This is a genomic window from Oscillospiraceae bacterium MB24-C1 (assembly GCA_030913685.1).
In the GTDB taxonomy this organism is placed as follows: Bacteria; Bacillota; Clostridia; order Oscillospirales; family Ruminococcaceae; genus Yanshouia.
Window position 1 is genome coordinate 1927101 of sequence record CP133187.1, and the last position, 20400, is coordinate 1947500.

At 48.2% G+C, this 20400-nt stretch carries 18 protein-coding genes (1 of these 18 cut by a window edge); 6 read left to right on the forward strand and 12 right to left on the reverse strand.

Going from position 1 to position 20400, the window contains the following annotated elements; translation table 11 throughout:
* Positions 1-5: 5 nt before the first annotated feature.
* The 8 genes from RBH76_09245 to RBH76_09280 all read right to left on the reverse strand — a co-directional run bounded on the left by RBH76_09245 (position 6) and on the right by RBH76_09280 (position 10514).
* The gene (locus RBH76_09245) at positions 6-869 is read right to left on the reverse strand and encodes a FliH/SctL family protein (GenBank protein ID WMJ82923.1); all 864 of its coding nucleotides are present in this window, start codon (positions 867-869) and stop codon (positions 6-8) included.
* Positions 862-1869, reverse strand: coding sequence for a flagellar motor switch protein FliG (fliG, locus tag RBH76_09250; protein WMJ82924.1), 1008 nt, complete (start codon positions 1867-1869; stop codon positions 862-864). The genes RBH76_09245 and fliG overlap by 8 nt, the downstream gene beginning before the upstream one ends.
* Positions 1869-3458, reverse strand: a complete 1590-nt coding sequence (fliF, locus tag RBH76_09255; protein ID WMJ82925.1) for a flagellar basal-body MS-ring/collar protein FliF — start codon at positions 3456-3458, stop codon at positions 1869-1871. The genes fliG and fliF overlap by 1 nt, the downstream gene beginning before the upstream one ends.
* A gap of 73 nt (positions 3459-3531) precedes the next feature.
* On the reverse strand, positions 3532-3834 hold the full coding sequence (gene fliE / locus RBH76_09260; GenBank protein ID WMJ82926.1) for a flagellar hook-basal body complex protein FliE: 303 nt from the start codon (positions 3832-3834) through the stop codon (positions 3532-3534).
* A gap of 504 nt (positions 3835-4338) precedes the next feature.
* Positions 4339-4773: a flagellar basal body rod protein FlgC gene (gene flgC / locus RBH76_09265; protein WMJ82927.1), complete on the reverse strand. Its 435-nt coding sequence runs from the start codon at positions 4771-4773 to the stop codon at positions 4339-4341.
* 32 nt (positions 4774-4805) lie between these two features.
* A complete protein-coding gene (flgB, locus tag RBH76_09270) occupies positions 4806-5165 on the reverse strand; it encodes a flagellar basal body rod protein FlgB (protein ID WMJ82928.1) in 360 nt (119 codons plus the stop codon).
* A 74-nt stretch (positions 5166-5239) separates the two neighbouring features.
* Positions 5240-6076: a class B sortase gene (locus tag RBH76_09275; protein ID WMJ82929.1), complete on the reverse strand. Its 837-nt coding sequence runs from the start codon at positions 6074-6076 to the stop codon at positions 5240-5242.
* A 4-nt stretch (positions 6077-6080) separates the two neighbouring features.
* Positions 6081-10514, reverse strand: a complete 4434-nt coding sequence (locus RBH76_09280) for a cadherin-like beta sandwich domain-containing protein (GenBank protein ID WMJ82930.1) — start codon at positions 10512-10514, stop codon at positions 6081-6083.
* A 237-nt stretch (positions 10515-10751) separates the two neighbouring features.
* On the opposite strand from RBH76_09280, the gene RBH76_09285 reads away from it, so the two are divergent.
* Together RBH76_09285 and RBH76_09290 are read left to right on the forward strand one after the other, a co-directional pair.
* Complete coding sequence (locus RBH76_09285) at positions 10752-11654, forward strand: YafY family protein (protein ID WMJ82931.1); 903 nt, start codon at positions 10752-10754, stop codon at positions 11652-11654.
* 61 nt (positions 11655-11715) lie between these two features.
* On the forward strand, positions 11716-12180 hold the full coding sequence (locus tag RBH76_09290; GenBank protein ID WMJ82932.1) for a GyrI-like domain-containing protein: 465 nt from the start codon (positions 11716-11718) through the stop codon (positions 12178-12180).
* Between the two features lie 248 nt (positions 12181-12428).
* On the opposite strand, the gene RBH76_09295 is transcribed toward RBH76_09290, so the two are convergent.
* Genes RBH76_09295 through RBH76_09310 form a run of 4 tightly spaced genes read right to left on the reverse strand, consistent with a single transcriptional unit; the run spans position 12429 to position 17080 of the window.
* Complete coding sequence (locus tag RBH76_09295) at positions 12429-13613, reverse strand: hypothetical protein (protein ID WMJ82933.1); 1185 nt, start codon at positions 13611-13613, stop codon at positions 12429-12431.
* 41 nt (positions 13614-13654) lie between these two features.
* Positions 13655-15073, reverse strand: coding sequence for an FAD-binding oxidoreductase (locus RBH76_09300; GenBank protein ID WMJ82934.1), 1419 nt, complete (start codon positions 15071-15073; stop codon positions 13655-13657).
* Between the two features lies 1 nt (position 15074).
* On the reverse strand, positions 15075-16277 hold the full coding sequence (locus tag RBH76_09305) for an electron transfer flavoprotein subunit alpha (GenBank protein WMJ82935.1): 1203 nt from the start codon (positions 16275-16277) through the stop codon (positions 15075-15077).
* The gene (locus tag RBH76_09310; protein WMJ82936.1) at positions 16274-17080 is read right to left on the reverse strand and encodes an electron transfer flavoprotein subunit beta/FixA family protein; all 807 of its coding nucleotides are present in this window, start codon (positions 17078-17080) and stop codon (positions 16274-16276) included. Before RBH76_09310 ends, RBH76_09305 begins: the two co-directional genes overlap by 4 nt.
* A gap of 405 nt (positions 17081-17485) precedes the next feature.
* On the opposite strand from RBH76_09310, the gene RBH76_09315 reads away from it, so the two are divergent.
* The 4 genes from RBH76_09315 to RBH76_09330 all read left to right on the forward strand — a co-directional run.
* Positions 17486-17926 carry an Lrp/AsnC family transcriptional regulator gene (locus RBH76_09315; GenBank protein WMJ82937.1) on the forward strand — a complete coding sequence of 147 codons (441 nt, stop codon included), beginning with the start codon at positions 17486-17488 and terminating at the stop codon, positions 17924-17926.
* Positions 17923-18552 carry a LysE family transporter gene (locus RBH76_09320; protein ID WMJ82938.1) on the forward strand — a complete coding sequence of 210 codons (630 nt, stop codon included), beginning with the start codon at positions 17923-17925 and terminating at the stop codon, positions 18550-18552. The genes RBH76_09315 and RBH76_09320 overlap by 4 nt, the downstream gene beginning before the upstream one ends.
* A 188-nt stretch (positions 18553-18740) precedes the next feature.
* Positions 18741-19118, forward strand: coding sequence for a BlaI/MecI/CopY family transcriptional regulator (locus RBH76_09325; GenBank protein ID WMJ82939.1), 378 nt, complete (start codon positions 18741-18743; stop codon positions 19116-19118).
* 2 nt (positions 19119-19120) lie between these two features.
* Positions 19121-20400, forward strand: the 5' portion of a protein-coding gene (locus RBH76_09330; GenBank protein ID WMJ82940.1) for a M23/M56 family metallopeptidase. It continues 376 nt past the right edge of the window; 1280 of the gene's 1656 nt are visible here — the first part of the coding sequence; its start codon is at positions 19121-19123; its stop codon lies beyond the right edge, outside the window.

Genomic DNA, 20400 nt, shown 5'->3' on the forward strand with positions numbered 1-20400 from the left:
GCGCATCACCCTTGCTCGGCAGCAAAATAACCTTTAAGGTTTTCAATTTGCTGCCTAATTGAAGCGTCAAAAAACTTATCGGGCGTTTCGACGATACAGGTATCGGGCGGGGCATCAATTAGCCTGATGTTCACTTTGCTGCCAACAGGATTGTCTTGAAGCTTTTGCTGGAGTTGTGTTAAAAGTCCGGTCATGTGCTCTGAAATTTCAACCGACATCCAAGGGGAATTGCTGACTGAATTGACGGCGTTCATCACCAGTGGTACCAACTGGGTATCATCAGCGGTGATTTTATCCATCAGAATTTTCTGGGCTATTTCAAGAGCCATCCATTTAAGATCCTGCTCATAGCCAGTGATAAAACCAGCTTGGGCGCTTTCTAAATGGGCAAGGGTTTGTTCAATATTGCGAATGCAGTTGGTAATATCTTTTGTGGTCTGTTCAAGGGCTTGCTGTTGGCCCTCGATGCAGGCAGCCTGGCGGTCGCGCTCGATTTGCTCTGAGGCACGGGCGATAGCTGCTTGGTATTCAGCCTGTGCTTTGGCGTGTCCTTCCTCAATCAGGCGGGCAGACTCTGCTGTAGCCTGTGCAATAATCTGGTCACGTAGCTGCTCAAGTTGGGCAATATCCTGTACAGTACTGCGGGGAGTGTGGCGCTTGGTCGTAGGCTTGTTCTCATCGTCTAGGGTCTTTTCCGCCAAATCATCACTTTGGTTTATTGGGGTATGCGTTGAGGCTTCGCCCTCTTCGGAGTGGTCTAAGAAAACGTCGGCGTCAATCCCTTCGGCAGAAGTATGTTCGCCGGTATCCCCGAGCAGAAAATACTTTTCGGAAGTGGTTACGTTGTTTGGTTTATAAATTCTACGCAATCACGTCATCCTTTCCGCCCTTGGAAATGACCAGCTCTCCTTCCTCCTCGAGCTTGCGTATAGAATCAACGATACGCTGCTGGGCAGCCTCAACGTCACGCATACGCACATTGTGAAGGAATTCGATATCGCTGGCGATGCTTTCCTGCATACGCTTGGACATGTTGTTGAAAATAACGGCCGAAACCTCGGCGTTTGTTCCTTTGAGCGCGACGGCCAGGTCTTTGGAGTCGACCTCGCGGAGAAAGCGCTGTATCGACATATCGTCCAGGAAGACGATGTCCTCGAAGACAAACATTAGCTTGCGTACGTTGTCGGCAAGCTCGGGGTCCTTGAGCCCCAGTTCGTCGAAGATTTGCTTTTCGGTACCGCGGTCGACGTTGTTCATGATGTCGGCGACGTGGTTGACGCCACCCAGCTCCATGAGATCCACCGAAATAATCGAGCCGAATTTTTTAATCAAGATCTTTTCGACAATATTAATCATTTCAGGGGAGGCGCGGTCCAATTTTGCAATGCGTTCAATAACTTCAATACGCAGATCGGGCGAAAGCTCAGAAATTACCTGAGAAGCCTGTTCTGCACGAGCATAGGATAAAATGAGCGCAATCGTTTGTGGGTGCTCGTTCTGCAAGATATTAAGCAAGCTCTTATAATCGGCTTTGCGGATAAAATCGAAAGATTTTGTTTTGAGTGATTTAGTTACGCGGTCCATGTAAGAAACCGCCTGCTGAGGGCCAAACGCCTTTTCAAGAACATCTCTGGCAAATTCGATGCCGCCTTCGGCAATGACCTTTTGTGCCAAACAGAGTCCGTAAAAATCATCGACGATGAGCTTCATCTCTTCGCTGGGGAGACGGCTGATTTTGGCAATCTCAATTGTGAGCTGCTCTACTTCGTCATCACGCAGGTGTTTATAGACCTCTGCTGCTTCACGCGATCCCAGTGCGATCATAACGGCAGCTGCCTTTTGGATACTTGTATATGCCTGCTGCGCCATCAATCTTCATCCTCCTTGAGCCATGTTCGAAGGATATTGGCCGTAATTTCGGGGTTCTCACGTGCAAAACTTTTCATTTCGTCGGTAATGGCGTTCTCTTGCTTTGAAAGCTCTGCGCCCTCCATTAGCATGCGTTTGCGGGCCTCAAGGTCACGCTGAAGATCAAGACCGACGGGTTCCGAAGTTTTGTCGGCATCCTCCTGGGCTTTTTTGCGCTTCTTTCTGCGCCCGCTTAAAACGATAACAACGATAAGTATAATGAGCAATAGCACGCCTAGTGCGGCAATAATCATAATGATCATCGGATCATCCAGCAAGCTTGTGGAAGGCTTGGCCTCTGTAGCAACATGACCATCATCGACCACGAAATTCTGCACTGAAATATTTGCTTCTTGAATGTTGGTTGCCTTGGATACATTTTCGATGATGGAGCTTCGAGTCACGTCATCGACCTCACCCTTGATCGTAATAGCCAATGAAGCGCTGATCAGCTCGGCCTGATCCTTCTCAATCTGTTGGGTGATGTAGCTCACCGCATAATCACGGCTACTCGAGCTGTTGATATAATCGATGGTTCCGTCGTTATTCTGGTCGACATAGACGGGCGTATCGGTGTTGTTTTCTTCGCCGACTACGCCGCCTGCAATGTCCGAACCGTCGCTGACATGCGATTGAGTCTCGTGCGAAAGTACACCGGAGTTGTTTTTAGAATCGGCCGAAGGGCTGTACTGTTTGCTTTCGGTTAGCATCTTGTTATAGTCAAGCGCAACGGTGGCGGAAACACGAATATCCTCGGGAGCGTAGGCAATTGTAAGCACATTGAGGGCCTTTTCTACCAGGCGGCTTTCAATGCGCTCTTCAAACCCAAGACGCTCGAGGCCTATATCCGCAGTGCTCATATCTGAATCTTCTCGAGATTTTAAGCTGATGGAAGTAGCTGCGTCTATAACCTTAACATCGCCTGCGGTCATGGTGCTGCCGACGCTTGAGGCAACAAGAAATTTAATGCCCGAAACCTGATCGCGGGATAAGGTGAACCCCGGCTCCAGAACCACTGAAACACTGCCGGTGCTACGCTGGGGTGAGGTTTCCCACACGCGGTTGCTTTCCTGCGCAATACTCAAGGTGACATAAGCGTTTTTAATACCTTCATATTGCCGAATGGTGTCCTGAAGGCGGTCCTGCAACTGTTGAACCAACAGCTGTCTCTTTTCAAAATCAGTGGTTGTTAGTCCGCCGTTGCCGGTGAAAATATCATAGGAAAGCGTTGTCTTAGGGATGTTCTGAATGGCCAACTGAGCTTTGGCATATTCTTTGTTTTCGCGGGGGACCTCCACCTCGCCGTTAGCCATACGCGCGGGGATGTTCAAACCCTGAAGTGCATTATACACCTCAACACTTTCGGCGCTTGCCATATTCTCATAAAGCAGGACATAGCTACCGCCGTTAAAATTTAAAAAGGCTGTAACGCCGACGGCAAAAGCCAATACGACACCAGCAATGATAGCAAATAATTTTTTACGGGCGGGGGCTAGTTGGGCCCAATATTCTTTTATAGACGTTAACGCCTTTTTTATTTGTTCAGCCATTTTATCTCCAGCATCTTAAAAACTTATTTGAAATACCATGCACTAAAGCAATTCGCCAAATTGCAGGCAGCGTTTAAAGCTGCATATTGATAATTTGCTGATATGCAGAAAGAACCTTGGAGGTAATACCGGCGGTGAGTTCAATTGCCGTGGTAGCCTTCATGGTATTTATCTGGACGTTATGTAGGTCGTCAGTATGACCAAGCGCCAAGTCGATCGCATCTTTGTCTGAGATGCCCTGAAGATCGTCTAAATTCTGTATGGCGTTTTTTAGTACGCGCTCAAAGTTGGCTTCTGAGCCAATCTGACCGGAGGATTTATTGCTTTCTGCGGTAGGAATAATTGGCTGTAATTCACTGATGGGGACAATAAACATTATTACCACCAAACCTTTCTTGGTACATTCACCATGAAGATGACCCATATTTAAATACGGATTTTGCCGTTAAGCAAGAAGAGACAATGCTCAACAAAGTGTAACCAAATAATTGTAGTAAAAAAGCAGAGGAGCTGTCAAGATTTTATTAAAATAGAAAAGTATTTCTTTTGAAGAAATAATGTCTAAAAAAATTCGACATATAATGAATATAATGTATAAAAAATGACAAAATAATTGCCCAATTAGATACATATATTATACCCGGTTTATCACGGTAACGTCAAGGGATTTATATAAAACGGTCACTAATTTTTAGTGTATTTAATAACAAAGAATCGGTATATTACCTTTTAAGTCAAATGCAATAATACTTTGTCATTGATTGTAAGATGTAATTTTTGTGGATAAAAAGTCACAGAATTGTAGAAAACATAGAACAATGTCGTTGGAGAGGTGAAAATCAAAACCCTCCTGTGCTGATCAGCCACAGGAGGGTTTTAGCTATTTGCCGAGTTCAAGCGCCTTTACAGTCATTTGTTTAACTATATTTAAAGCTGTAATATTGGCATTATAAGCGGTAGAAGCGGCCATCAGATCAACAGTTTCCTCCGCGCGGTTGACATTGGGCTTCATCACATACCCGTTTTCGTCGGCGTGCGGATGCTCAGGATCATAGACAGGAATAAAATCCTCTTGGCTTTCAACCACTTCGGCCACCTTGACGCCCCCACCCAGCCTGCGACGCTCATCCTTCAATGCCGCTTTAAAATCCATAGGGCGCTCTTCAAAAACAACCTGCTTTCGACGGTAAGGGGTGCCGTCCTCAGTCTTAGTTGTGTCAATGTTGGCGAGATTCTGCGAAATAATATCCATGCGAAAACGCTCGGCGGTAAGGGCTGAACCGGTGATGTTAAGCGAGTTTAAAAACGAGGACATACAAGTCAATCCTTTCCCAACAGAAGTAGCTGCTACTTGCTGAAGGTATTAATAACAGTGCGCAAATTAGTATAATCGCTGTTGATTTTAGAGGTTAGCGCAGCATACTGCGCCTGTGCCTTCCACAGCTCGAGCTGTTCATATTCCATGTTGACGTTGTTGCCGTCTACACGCGCCTCGGTGTTCTCGTCGGTAGAAACAGTTGCGCGCAACACTATTTTTCCCGACTGGTTTTCCGAAACCGAATCAAAGACTTCATGAAAAGCAACTTTTTTTGCCTTGAAGCCGGGCGTGCTGTAATTGGCGATGTTATCTGCGTGTGCACGCATCTTCATCCAGATTGCGTCCATGCCGCTTTCCATAGCCTGATTGGTCAGCCGATTAAATATCAACCACACGCACCTCCTATGATAGATTGTTAGGATATTTCTTCTAGTATATAAGCAATAACAACATAATGCAACTGCTATTTTGTTTTTTCGACAATAGTGGCCCGTTCAAGCTCTAGGGATGCTTCTGGCATCAACCGCGCCATAATGACAAAGCGGTGGGTGCCGTCATTGCCGTCGCGGTCTGAACAAGTAGAAAGAGTCAAAATTTTGTCCTCCGGCGTGATATCAATACCGTAATCATAAATTGAAAGCGCCTTGGCATGGTCCGCAATTTCCTTCATCTGATCACCCGAAATATGCACCTGAATATAGTCAAAGCTGACGTCGGTGTAGAAAACGGCAAAAATCTGCCACAACATGCGCTCGTCTTCGGTGGTCAACGTAATACACGGATTTGCGGCGGCCACCTCGGGATCGGTGTATCTAAACAACTTAGAAAAGCGCTTGCCATCGGGGTTATCATTTGGCGCACTGTGACCGTAGATGACGGTATTGGGCGCGAGCACCTCGCGCGTCGAGATGGGGCACTCGTAGTCCATAAAATAGCAACCATATATGTTATAGTTTTTGCGTTCGTCCCGACGCTCGTAATAAAGGTTATCCAGATATTGCAGCACGCTATCGTTAACCTCAGCGCCGGGCACTTCCAACCAGGCGACCGTATCACGGTTCGCTTTGACGGCTGCGGCGAGCGAGTCAGGCACCGCAAATGTTGACCCGGGCTTTTGAATCGTCCCCATGGTGATGCCGCCTTTGCTGGAGCTTCCGGCCGAGGGACTGTTATTAGCGGGGGCGTCGTCCTGCCAAGGTAGGGTCAGCGCGGTGTCAGAAGCCTGTCGGTAGACGTAATACCCGCCGAACCCAGCCACAAAGACCAACGCTGCCGCTAAAATAGAAAGCAAAATCTTCATGCCGTTACACCTCGCTACCGGTGTTGGGGTTGTCTTTGCCCGTAGTGTAGTAACCATTCAAGGCACCCACCTTGTTTTCTGCATCGACAATTTTATCCTTAGTTATAATGTAGGTGCTCATGTGGGTGATGGGAAGTGAGAAGGTGCCTTTGGCATTACTGACAACATAACCGTAGTAGTCGATTCGTTCGCGCTCCACGTTATAGTAGTTCCAGAAAAGCTCACGGTTGCGGTAGGCGGAACCGAGGCTGACGGTAAACTTCATCGGCGCGGGCAGACTCCCGTGGTGGTTAAAGTGAATGTATACAGGGTCAAGGTCATCGTTGTCCGAATCGAGGTCGGTAATTGTTTCCCAGATGTCCTCTTCATCCGGCGGCGTAAAGGTGATTGAAAGGTCATATTTTTCAGTGTTGGGAATAAGCGATTTCATATCAGAACCCTTGATGCTCAAGGTGTAATCGTTGCCCTCAAACAGAATGCTCTTTTGAGGGTAATCGGTCTTAAGCTTATTGAAAACCTCAGCCGTAACAATTGGGTACTTCGTGATGTCAATTCGGATGGGATCCTCTTCTTCAAAGTTGACGTCATCCACTGTGATGGGATTATAGATGCCCTGTTTATCCTCATCCCCGCGGTAGACGGTGACAACATATTCCTTGGTAACGGACTTATCTTGCGAGACCACTTCGACGGTAAATTCAGTCTCGTCCTCCAGTAGTGATGACGCGTAGTTGCCGTCGTGGTCGCCGATCTCCTTACTGCCGTTAAACACCGTGACGGTGGCGTAACGGTTAGCGGTTTTAGGAATGATATCCACCGAGTAGACATCGTCTTTGACGTAGACCTCATACTCTTCAATTGAGGATTTAAAGCGCGGCGACATGGCAGCTGTGACAAAGCTCAAGCTGTAAAGGTCGGCGTTATTGCTTTTCTCAATAAGATTTTCATCAGTGACGGAGAGAATATAGGTCTTTTGGGTTTTGCCATCCTGTGCCGTTACCACGATATAAACCTTTGAGGATGCATCGGTCGGGGTGATCTTAGTCGAAGCAGAGCCGCTCACGACAGCGACATCATTTACCGTAATGGTGGCAAATTCGCTGACGGCGGTTGGCGTGACGGTCATGCCCGACGTGCCCTCAGGTATGGTGAGTTTATATTTTAGCGTGTTAGGATTAAACTTGGGTTTAAGCGTAAGAGAATCCACCTTCAGTGAAGCTAGACGTGCCTCAGTCGAGGGTTTTTCACGTGTAACCTTAATTGTATAGGTTCGCGTTGTAAAATTCTCGGCCGTGACCACCACTGTGATCGTCTCCACTGTACCAGTCTTCAACGTTTTGGTGGTATAACTGGGTCTTGAAGTTGAAATAGCGCTGCCATCAACCGTAACGCTGCTCAATTCATCGTTGGCCACCGGTGTTAGAATCAGCTTTTCAGTCAGATAGGGTACGGTGAATTCATATTCCAGCTGTTCGGGATTAAATGAGAACTTATCAACGGGCGTACCGTCTTGATCGGTAACGCTCAGAGACTTGAGCCTGTTATCTTCGCTGGGCTCGTTACGCTGAAGCTCAATGGTGTAAGGCGGGTCGGTGACATTTTCACTTTCAGCGGTCACGGTCAGAGACAATGTAACCGGTTTCATATTGGGGTCGTCGTCACCAGTAAACGTTACCGGATCCATATTTTTAATGGTAAAAATGGTAGGGATGCTCGGATTATAGGTGCTGGGTACCCTGGAATAACTGTAACGGCCGGCATCTAGTGCCAGCGCCAACGAGGTGACATCATCCTCGGCCTGTGTCGTAAGGGTCAAAGCGCTGGTCGAGTAGGGGATATAGACCAGGTAATCCTTCAAATCGGGCGAGAACGTGACACCATATTCAAACGGATATACGGTACCGGTCTTGCCGGCCACTGAAAGAGATTTGAGGTTTGTATTGGTGCTCGGCGCAAGGCAGGTAACGTTCAGTGTGTAAGTCGAGACCGTACTGCCATCCTCCGCTGTGATTGTAGCGGTGATGGTGGTTAAGGCACTGGGTGCAAACACGCCGTCGACCGCTTGTGGGCGGTTGAGCGTAAAGGTTGTGCTGGTTTGCTCCTTGGTGAAATATTTCAGAATACGCTCGGTTAACGACAGCGCTTTCACAGGGCCGCCCCAGGTGATGGCGCTGTTGCCGATCATCGTGACCCATGGGCTGTTGGGCACCGCTGTAACCTCCAGCTCGGTGGTGGAGTAGGGGACGGTGATGGCATAAGTATATACGCCGGAAGAAAAGTCGGTGATTAGGTTGGTGTTGGTATCGGTTGTTTTATAAGCTTCCAGCGAGGAGAGTGAGGAATCGCTGCTCGGTGCCTCACGAAGCAGTGTCAGGGTATAAGAGTTGGTGCTGCCGTCCTGCGCGGTGACGGTGATGCGTACTGTTATGGGTATTTCGATATTATCCTTCAGACTAATTTCGCTTGAGGGGTCGTTCGACTTAACCTTCTCGGTAATCTCCGGTTGGCCGACGATCCCCTGTATGGAAAAGTCAATGTCTTGAATGGCGCCGCTGCCAACCGTGAGCTTAGGGGTGAGGGTCACTTTTTCAACGGCGTTGGGCAGTAAAATATTATAGGCGTTGGTTCCGGGCTCAAAACCAAAGGGAATTGAGTCATTCTTGGGGTATACCTCTTTAAAGATATCCTGCTTTTCAGTGGTTGGAAAGCCCGTAAGTGTAAGACTGGCTAGCGTGCCATCTGAACTGGGAGTCGAGTTATCAACGTAAAAATTCTGCATAACGGTATAGCTGGACATAAGCTCGTTATTTGCATTGTAGAAAAGCACCTGTAAGTTGGTCTGCCCACGCTTTTTTGCAACAATTTCAAGCGATTTGTAGTTACCGACGTTTAAAATATCAGAGCCGTAGGTATAAGCGACCGGAGACCCTTCGACATATACTTCCAATTCGCCACCGCTGCTGTTTTGTTTAATAACCGCTCGGGCTGCCTTGCCGCGGCCATCGCCAAAGAACATGGTGGCTGTCAGCTTATAAGGTGCATTAGGTGCAATGGGGGCGCTGCTGCCAGGGGCATAGGCAGGTGTACCAGAATAGACGTCCAGGTTCATGGTTTGAGGGAAGGTGATGATCTGCGTGACGGTATCGGGGGGTTGGATGCCGGTATTGGGGTCTTTCTGGTTGCCGGTATAGGTTTCAAACGGTGTGAACGTTGGAGGTTTGCCGGTGCCGTATATTAAGATAGGGATAGCGCCCGCGGTGGAGGCGACGGTATGAGATACCCCGCTATCATCGACGTAAGAATAGGTGGCTTTAACCATCAAATTGCCAGTGACATCCTCTTCTCGGCGCTGTACGATGGTGATAGCCTTCTTTTTAGGATTTGTCACGCGCTGTACCTGCAAATCGTCCTGATAAAGCGGGTTATCTGGCGCCCATGCCCACTCTAAATCGATGTCGACGTTGTAACGATGCACTTGCGAAAGCACCACGAAGCTGTTTTGAATGCTCTGAAGTGTTTCGCCTTCTTCAAGCTGTATGTAAGCCTCGCCAGTGGTGGTCACGCCGGTAGTTGTGGTGTTTTGCAGTACGCTGTCGCGAGTGTCATTCACTGCCTTCTGGCGGGTGATGACGGTCGTAATCAATGGCGATATGGTTTGGCGGGTGAAGGCAACGCGGAAAACCGTATCCTCTAGAAACAAATAATTGGTCGGAATACCTTCGAGATAAATTTTAAATTTCAGAGGGGTGGGCACGTCGCTGCCAGTTTTAGGGTATATGGTCACAGGAATATAGCGAACGCCTTTTTCGACTGCGATAGCCTGTGCTGTTACGACCTCTCCGTCATATTTATTGTCAAAATAGCCAGTTGCGGTGAGGACGTTGCTAAAAGCGATGGTTGAATCACCCTCCAATTGGCTGCTGCTTACCTTAAATGTTAGTGAACTGTCGGCCGTAATAGGAATAGAAGCCTCGGAAATGGCGCTGACGGCAAAATTTCGTGAATCACTAGGTGATGAAATAATAGCGGAGCCGTCGGTAACATTGGCGGTGTATAAGGCCTCCAACGTAAATTCAGCCGAGGATTCACCTGATAGTTCTTTGGGCGTTAAACTATAGTTGCTGCCCACTGTATTGGTGACAATCTGAAAAACACTGGAAATATCGGGGATTGAAGTAGAGATGCCGCCAATGGTTTTACGCACGGCAAACGGCGTCATTGAAAAGTCATAGCTCTCCGGAAGTTTGGCCTGTATGGTGATAGGGCTGCCCTCAACCAGCGTCTGGTTGGTGGAGGTTGTTTTGGTTGCAGGGTCATAAAAGCGAATATAATATTGGTCGGCCGCAAAGACCCGGTTGACCGAGGCCATGCTGCCAAACACCATACCCGTTGCTAGAACCGTTGAAACTATTCGTTTAAAAGCAGATATTTTGCTCATGTTGTTACCCACCTGAAATCTAAATTTCTCTATTGATAAAGCTACCGCTATAACTGTCATAATCTTTAATCGACCTATTTTGATTTATCTTAACATGTTTTTGGTAAATTCACAATTAAGCGCCAGAAAACAAGGATGTTTTGCCTGAAAATTACACCTAAATTATTGCAATAAAAATAAAAACAGCTTCATTTTCAAGTGGGACATGCTTTATAATAAATGTGGAGGCGGTTTAAAATGCAGATTGGAAGACTGTTTGAAATGGTTTATCTGCTGTTGGATAAAAAGAAAGTGACAGCTGGACAGCTTGCCGAGCATTTCGGAGTGTCAGTACGGACGGTTTATCGCGATGTTGAAGCACTGTCACAGGCTGGTATACCGATCTATGCGACCAAAGGGGCCGGGGGTGGCATTCGTCTGACCGACAACTTTGTTCTGAACAAGTCGGTGTTGACACAGCAAGAAAAGCAGAGCATTCTCGCATCGCTAAACGGCATGCGCGCCGTCAAAATTGATGAAGCGGATGCCGTGCTAAGCAAACTCTCGGCGCTATTTGGCGGCGAGCGGGCCGATTGGATAGAGATTGATTTTTCAGCATGGAACCCCAATGACCCAAGTGGCGGCATTTTTAATATTTTAAAGCGGGGCATACTGGGGCAACAGGCGGTTGAATTAGAATACAGCGGGGCAGACGGAAAAACTGCCCCGCGTGTGGTCGAACCGCTAAAGCTTGTGTTCCGGGAAAGAAGCTGGTATCTTCTGGCGTGGTGTAGGCTCCGGCAGGATTTTCGATATTTTAAACTGTCGCGTATTGGGCAACCCGCTCTTTTGGCAGAAACTTTTGAGCGACGCGAACCACCCACGCCCATGAACGACCAGCCCTATACGATGCCCTCTGTTGAAATTACCGCGCGCATTGCGCCGGCGCTTTCCTACCGTATACTTGATGAACTGAGACGCGACGAGGTTCAAAAATGTGAGGACGGCTCATTCCTAGTGCGCTTTTCTATGCCGGATAACGACTGGCTTTATCAGTACCTGTTGACTTTTGGGGCGGGCTTGTATGTCATTGAGCCGCCCTATGTAAGGGAAAAACTTTATAAACAATTAAAATCTGCTTGTGCACAGTACGAAATATGACGCAATGTTGTCATATTAAAGGGTGTAAAATTAAGCCATCAAATAAAAGGAGATGGCTATTATGAACTATGAAATTGTTACGCTAGAAGAAAAAAATATTGTGGGACTCACCGCTCGAACTGCTAACACCGCCCCCGATATGGGCTCAGTAATCGGTGGACTGTGGCGGCAGTTCTTTGAAAACGGGCTATTTTCTTCAATTGCCGATAAGGCCAACAACTTTGCGGTGGGACTTTATTCGAACTATTCAGGCGATGCACACGAAGAATATGACATTACCGTCGGTTGTGAAGTAACGCAGATCAGCAAGTCGCCAACAGGTATGGTTAAAAAGGTGATTCCACAGGGGGATTATGCCAAATTTGTGGTGTTTGGAGATCAGGTGAAGGCTGTTGCCGGTGCTTGGACTGAAATATGGGCGATGCCACTCTCACGCAGCTACACTGGCGACTTTGAGGAATATGTCAGCACTGATGGTAACGGCAACTGCGAGGTGCATATTTATGTGGCGCTTCAATCAAAGTAGGGGCTATGGTTTTAAAGGTTAAACCAAGGGTGCTAAAATGATCTTAACCTAGGGTATAAAATACAGGCGAGGCGGCGGCTTTTAGTAAAAGCCGCCGCCTCGCCTTGTAAAAAAGTGTAGCTTGCCGCGGGAGATATGTGAACCAGACAGACCAAAGGGTTAAATCCACAACAACAACCCACCAAGGCTAACCCAAACACGGGTAGCAAAGAACATATACCTCTGCCGCCCTTGAAAAGCCTGTGCGCTTATGCCTTTTCCTTTTTAGAGAGATCTACTATAAAGCGAACCACAAAAGGGATGAAAACCGAAATCAGACCGGCGTAACCCAGATAGGCATAACCCTTTTTAACGACTGCCATCAGACCGAATTGCGCAATGGCAAACGCAATGGTGGTAAAAAGCACCGAGAAAGCGATATTGCGCATCTGGTGGCCCGAGGCGCGCTTTTTGGGGTCGGGAATACGGCGCTCCATCGCGTTAACACAGCGGGTAACAATGCCCGAGACCATATTTACGCCGGTGGAAACCGCGCCCAAAATAATCAGAATGGAAATGATAGGCGTCAGTACGCTCGCGCCTACACCGCTTTGCACCAGCACCAGCATGGGAACGGGGGCGCCCACCAATTCCGGTACGAAAGCAACGGCTAGCAAGCCGACAATGGTGAGCATCATGGTGACGGTGTTAGTGATAAAGATGTAGATAGCAGCCTGATTAACCTGTTTTTCGCTGGTCAAAGGCGCTACATGCTGGTACATAACCGACACCGACGGCAGCTGGAACAGGAAGTAGAGGAACGCGAGCTTCAGTGCCGCTCCGAAAGCACCGCTTTCTTTGGAAGTAATGCTCATAGTTCCACCAGCCATTTTAGTAACAGAGTCGCCGATGGCACCCCACTGCGCAATAATATTGGGGACCAACACCACGACAAGGCCCAAAATAATCAGCACCGAAAGGGTAGCCGCAGCCTTGCGAACCATGGATGTACCATAAAGCGCAATAACGGCAATAAACACGCCAACGACAAGGGTACACAACCAATAAGGGATGCCGAACAACATATTGAGTGTAGAGCCGCCAGTGGCAAAGGCTGCCGCCGAAGCGGTGCCGATCATAATAAGATAAGTGATTTCAAATAAGTTGGAAAAAAGCACGCGGTACTTGCCGTAGAACTGATCAGAGAAGCTGCGGTAGTCATACAGTTTATTACGATAGGCGTAACGCATGCCATACCAGAAGAACAACGCATATAAAAACTGGGTAAAAAACGGCAAGAACAAGCACCAAACACCGTGGTTGATAAAGTAGGCATAAATCTGTGCGCCGGAGGCGAAGCCGCCGCCGAACTGTGTGGTGAACGCCACGAATGCGACGCCGACGGCCAAGGGCATGCGATTTTTGTCAACCAGTAAAGACTTTTTTTCACCCATGATAATCTCTCTCTTTCAATTGAATAATGTGTCTGGTGGCCTTAAGAGTTGAACTCTATGACTTTGCCGGGGTTTAAAACTAGCTTTTCATCAAAAGCCAGCTTGATGGACTTATAAAGCTGTATCATGCGACTGCCGAGAAACGGCTCTAAAAACTCCAGGCGCCCATTACCAATGCCGTGTTCGCCCGAAAGCTGGCCCCCCAGCTTTTTAGCGAGGGCATACAATTCGGTGAGACAGGCGTGGGTGGCAGATTTCCACTCCTCGTCGCTCATACCAGGGTCACGGAGCAACTCGGTGTGGATGTTGCCGTCGCCGGCATGTCCGCAAGGCTCAACGCGGATGCCATGGGCCATGGCGATTCTCTTCGCAGCCTTGACATATTCGGCGATGGCGCTTCTTGGCACCACGACGTCGCATTCTTCCTGTGCGGCTGAATCGGCTTTCATACCTTCTAAGATCGCACCACGCACGCTCCAGACCGAGGCGATTCGCTCGGCGGTGTCAGCAATCAGGCAATCGAGTGCGCCGTGCGACAACGCCGCTTCACAGGCTGCATCACAAGCAGATTCAAGCTCGTTGCGGCTGGAAGCATCATACATCACGATGAGTACTGCGCCACCGTCCTTGACGGGAAAGGGCTTATTGAGCGTCCGTTCAACAATTTCGAGTAGTTCCTGCTCCAGAAACTCAATGGCTGTGGGGGTGAAGGGAAGATCCAACACCCGCGGCACCATGTCGGCGCAGGATTCAAGATCGGGGAAAGGCATCACCAGCGTACAGGTATGTTTGGGGGCGGGTAGCAGCTTAAGCGTGACCTGTGTCAAAATACATAGTGTGCCCTCGGAGCCGATGACAAGATCCTTAATGTCGTAGCCCGTCGTGTTTTTCACTACGTTGGAAGAAAAGTTCATGATAGAGCCGTCGGGCAATACCGCTTCAATGCAGCGGACAAAATCACGGGTCAGGCCATAACGTACCGCTTTCATACCACCTGCATTGGTGATCACGGTTCCGCCAATGGAGGCGGTTTTCTCGCCGGGATCGGGCGGATAAAACAACCCCTCGGCTGCTGCGGCAGCTTGTACGTCCAAGAGCAGTGCGCCCGGCTCACAGGTAATGGTCTGGTTTTTGCGATCGACCGAAAAAATGCGGTTCATGCGCATTAACGACAGCATTATGCCGCCATATTTGCAGGTGGCACCGCCCGCCAGACCGGTACCTGCGCCACGCACTACGACCGGAATATTGTTGTCGTATCCGTATTTCATCACGGCCGAGACCTCTTGGACATTTTCGGCCTCAATGTAGACATCGGGCGGAAAAACGCCGTACTCTGGCATTTCATCATGGTGATACTCCGGAAGAATCTCGGATCCAACGACCACTCGGTCGGGAGAGGTGACGGATTTCAAATATTCAATGCCCGCAGCATCGGGCTTGTTGTATGGAAAAGGCATGTTATTCGGCCTCCTTTTTTACGGTGGCAAGCTGTGCCAGCAGTGCGGGAACCGCGGCGAACAGGTCGTCGACGATGCAGTAGCTGGCGATATTAAAGATAAGTGCATCGGGGTCAGAGTTGATTGCAACGATGCACTCGCTACCGTTCATGCCGGCGGTGAACTGAATCGCGCCCGATACGCCGCACGTGATAATCAACTTCGGACGTACTGTCCGGCCCGAAAGCCCGATCTGATGCGCGTTGTCGCCAAGGCCGTTCTCGGCCATTGGGCGGGTAAAACAAAGCTGCCCCCCGAGTGCATCAGCAAGGCGACGTACGAGCGCCACACCCTCTTCGTTTTTAACGCCGCGTCCGGCGACCACAAGGATGTCCTCTTCCTCAATGGATTTTTCACGTCTAGTTGGCGTGACTTTCAAAACTTCAATGCCAGAGCGAATCATTGCGTCGGATACCGGCATCGCTGTCACCTTTCCGGTAGGCCCATTGACCTTTTTGGCCTTATCCATCACGCGATAGCGCACAGTGGCAAACTGTGGGCGTGCATCAGCAATAAGAATCTGCGCCATGATATTGCCACCAAAGGCGGGGCGTATCTGAACCAGATCGCTGTTGGGGCGGATGTCGAGCTTTGTGCAGTCTGCGGTCAGCCCGGTGTGGAAGCGAACAGCCAGCCGCGGTGCCAACGAGCGCCCCAGTGCTGTTGCGCCAATTAAAACAACAGAAGGCCGAAGTTGAGCGATGCAATCGGCCATAGCGTCGGTATAACAGTCGGCCTTAAAGCCTTCAAAGCCACGATGCTCATAAGCGAACACTTCCTGCACACCGTAGGGCAGCAATTTTTCTGCGTTTTTCACGGTACCTTCGCCGCCGATAATAACAGCGCATACCTTATAACCAACCTTCTCAGCCAGACGGCGGGCCTCACCGATCAGCTCATATGTAACGGGGTGTATCTGACCATCTTCCTGCTCGGCGTACACCAGAATGTCTTTCCAGCTGCTCTTTTCCTCAGCACTTTTAAGAGGCTTTTGCTCAAACGTGAGGGCATGCTGGGGACAGACCTTAATGCAGACTCCGCACATGCGACATTTTTCATTAATGATAATGGTGTTTGATTCGACGCTCAAAGCACCAAAAGGACACTTTTGAAGACACTGTTCGCACAGATTGCAGACAGAGGCGTTAAAATTTAATGTGGTCATACGTGGGCACCTCCTTCAAGCAGCCGCTTTTCTTTTAAAACAGCGGTCAGCGCCGCAGCCTTTTCAGTTGTGCTACCGGTGAGCAGTACTTTTTTTGCATTGACGGGAGGGGCAAACATATTCTCAACGTGGGTGGGCGAACCAACCAGTCCGCAACGGGAAAGATTTTTACCGGGCAACTGGTCGAAGCACAGCATTTGCACCGGATGGGTCAGCGCCCTTTGCTTCAAGCGAAAAGAGGGCAGACGCGGCACGCAGACATTTTTCTCAACTGTGATCAGGCAGGGGAACTTCAGTCGGGATTTTTGGGTCACAGAAGCTAGCACCTGCTCGACTGTGATGCCGATTTCATCCGCTTCCAGAATTTTGCCGACCCAGGCCGCGTGCGGGATACCTAGATGTTCTGCAATGGCGGGACCAACCTGTGCGGTGTCGCCGTCGGTGGTCTGACGCCCACAAAGAATCAAATCGGCACCGCCTAACAGGCGGATGCCTTGTGCCAGCGTATAGGAGGTTGCCAGTACATCAGAGCCCGCAAATTTGCGGTCGGAAAGAATGACGGCATCGTCGGCACCCATCATGTAAGCGTCGCGCATCATGGCTTCCGCTTGGGGCGGGCCCATTGTCAGTACCGTTACTTTTCCCCCCACACGTTCGCGGATGCGCAGTGCCGCTTCCAGCGCATAGAGATCATATGGATTAGTACGGGCTGCCGTACCAAGCCGTTTTAAAGAGCCGGTTTCGGCGTCGATTTCCACTTCGGAAGTCGCCGGGACCTGCTTCATGCAAACTAGAATATTCATTGGTGCCAATCTGCCTTTCTTGAATTCAATTTAAAGCGCTAAAGTTTAAACTGATAAAGAGTCTATCACAGAAAGGAGGCAATTGTCCAGCATAAATTATAAAGCTATACAAAAATAATTAAAATTAGCTAATTTTAGCCTTAAAACAGAGCATGTATTACGATAAGAAATATAAATAAGTTTGGTTTAAATTTTAAAAAGAAAACTTTCGCGCAATTATGAAACTGTAAATAGAACACCGCGATACCTTATCTATAAGCGGATGTCTCGAGGGCTATTGGAGCTACCTAAAAAACCGAATATTTTTAAGTTAAATATATCTGTACATTTAATTTTTTTGGATTTTTAAAATATTATTTACGATTTCAAAACTATTTTATAAAATGAGGTAAAGGAGGGGTTGTTATGGATATAATCGACACTGGAATTCTTGAGGTATTAAAAGAGAACGGACGCGCGTCTGCTTCCGAAATCAGCAGAAAAGTGCGTCTTTCGGTGCCTGCCGTTACCGAACGCATTAAAAAGCTTGAGCAGAATGGCATCATTAGGAAATATACCGTTAAAATCAATCGCTATCAAACCGGGCAACGGTTGCTGGCGTTTGTATTTGTTAATATTGATACAACGGCACATATCGAAAACTTCAGAAATCAAATGGTGCAACACCCCTGCGTTTTGGAATGTCACCACGTTGCGGGCGCTTATGACTATTTGCTCAAAGTTGCTTTAGAAGACACGCAAGCGCTGGAGAACTTTTTATCTGTCACACTTAAAAAGATGGATGGCGTATCAAGCTCAAATACTATTATCACGTTAGCTACCTTAAAGGAAGAATTGAATATATGAAAGGCGGCATCATGATTTGGCGAGGGCTTAAATTTGGTATGCTGTTGCAGCTGGCCATTGGGCCAATGTGTTTGATGGTATTTAACACCTCTGTGACGCAGGGAGTGCTTTATAGTTTGTGTCTTGTGGCGGCTATCGTAATTGTCGATGCTTTTTACATCGCGCTGTCCTGCGCCGGGGCTGCGGTGGTTTTGTACCGGGCGCGGGTGAAAATGGTGGTTCAACTTATAGGTGCTTCTGTACTCGTGTTATTTGGCGCTAATCTGGTGGCGAGTGGTTTAGGTTTCTCGCTGCTGCCCTCGGTGGCGATTTTTTCTCATCCGACAGGGCAAAGCCTCTTTGTGCAGGGATTGCTGTTGACAGCATCCAATCCGTTGACAATTCTGTTTTGGGGCGGTGTGCTGTCTGCCCAGGTGGCTGAAAACGGTTGGAACAAAAATGAGCTTTCTCTCTTTGCGCTAGGCTGCATTTTGGCCACGGTATTATTTTTAACAGCTGTAGCATTTTTGGCTGGGGCTTTCGGCCGGTTTTTACCCAAGGTCGCCATACAAATGCTCAACGTGATTGTGGGCACAGTACTCATGTTCTTTGGGGCCAAGTTGTTTTGCAAAAAACGAATGGAGTAAAGTGAGCAAGACCGCTTTTTAATTATATCTAACAAGTTTAAATTAATTAAAAAGGTGGATGTTTTTAAAAATTAGAAATTGCAAAAAATATTCTAATAAAATGCTTGACAAATAATAGTAAATGGTCTATGGTTTAAACAACTAAACAATTGTTTGGCAATTTTAAAGTTGTTTAAGGAGGAAGATTTATGGAACCTTTTAAGCGTTTGCCTGACGCAGAGCTAGAGGTTATGCTGTTGATTTGGCAGAGCCACGATGCCATCCACACTGGGGAGCTTTTACAGCGCCTGCGCAAAACCAAAGACTGTAACTTGCAAATGCTGCAGTCCACATTAAACCGGCTGGTTAGCAAGCAATTTATTAAATGTGAAAAAATTGGCCGGCTGAATTTTTACACCCCTCTTGTGGATGCCGAAGATTACCGCATACAGGAGGCCGGTGGAATGATTGAAAAGCTTTACGAAAATTCACCCGCAAAGCTATTTGCTGCACTGTTCAAAAACAACGCGCTCAGTGAGGGCGAAGTTATGGAGCTGAAAAAACTGCTTGAAGAAAGCGGGGAATAAATATGCTTACGGCATTTTTTAAAGTTTTCTTTGGCGTTTCACTTTCTCTATCACCGCTCATCTTGTTGTTTCATTTGGCTGGGCCAACATTACGCAAGCGATATTCCGCTTACCTTTACCACTGGGTCTGGTTGGTTTTTGCGTTGCGGTTGCTGCTTCCAATACCGCTTTACGAGCACTCTCCGCTGTTACTCTCCTCTGGAGAGGCGGTCTACTTTTTGGAACAGGATCCTTCTGTTGCTGCACGCGCCTTTGCGGAGGCGGCATCTAGCAGCTTGACAGATGGGGTTGCATTGTTTCCTGGGCAGGTCGGCATCTCGTGGATGGGCATCGGGGCTATGGTCTGGATTGCCGGCGCGGTGATATTTTTTCTGTTTCACCTCGCAGCACAGTGGAAGATGCATCATGAACTACGCCGGTGGAGTATACCGGTACAAGATAATAAAACTGTCGCGCTTTTTGAGCAAAGCAAACGAGAGCAGGCGGTTACCCGACCGATTCGGCTTCGCATATGTATGCGGATGACCAGCCCAATGTTGACCGGTCTTTTTCGCCCCTATATTTTGCTGCCTTATGCGGGCCTGAAGGAGCAGCAGCTGGCCAGTGTTTTCCGTCACGAGCTGATGCACTATAAGAGGGGCGATTTGTGGTATAAGTTGTTGCTCATGACGGTTCTGGCGCTAAATTGGTATAATCCGTTTGTATATCTGCTGGTGTGGCAGGCAGAAAACGCGATGGAACTTGCTTGTGACAGCGACGTTCTACGCAGCGGCGGGGTTTCCCGCAAAGAATATGGGTTGGCGATTTTATCGCAGCTCCGACCCGACAAGACAAAATATATGTTGCTTACTACTCAGTTTTATGGAGGAAAAAAAGATATGAAACTCAGAATTCAACAGATTGCGGACTCTTCCCGCAAGAAAAATGGATTTATTGCGATAATATTTTGCGCAGTTTTAATTATCTCCGGAAGTGTTCTGGTAGGATGCGCTCCTGCTGCGGTAGGAACATTTCAAAAGACGGCCCCTGCGCAGTCAGTAGTCTTACAGGAATCGACGTCGGCGGTAAGTGAAGTGAAGGAAGAGCAGGAATCGGATTCGTCGTCGCCTACGTCGGAGGAAAAGTCGGAATTGACCGATACCATTTTTAAAAGCAGTACACTTGATGCTGATGGGCTACAGCAGCTTAGTGAACGTATAAAACACATTGCTACTAACAGCAAGTTACAGTATGCTGGTGGCACGATGGCATGGCCTGCTCCTGAAGGCGAGCAGATAAGCTT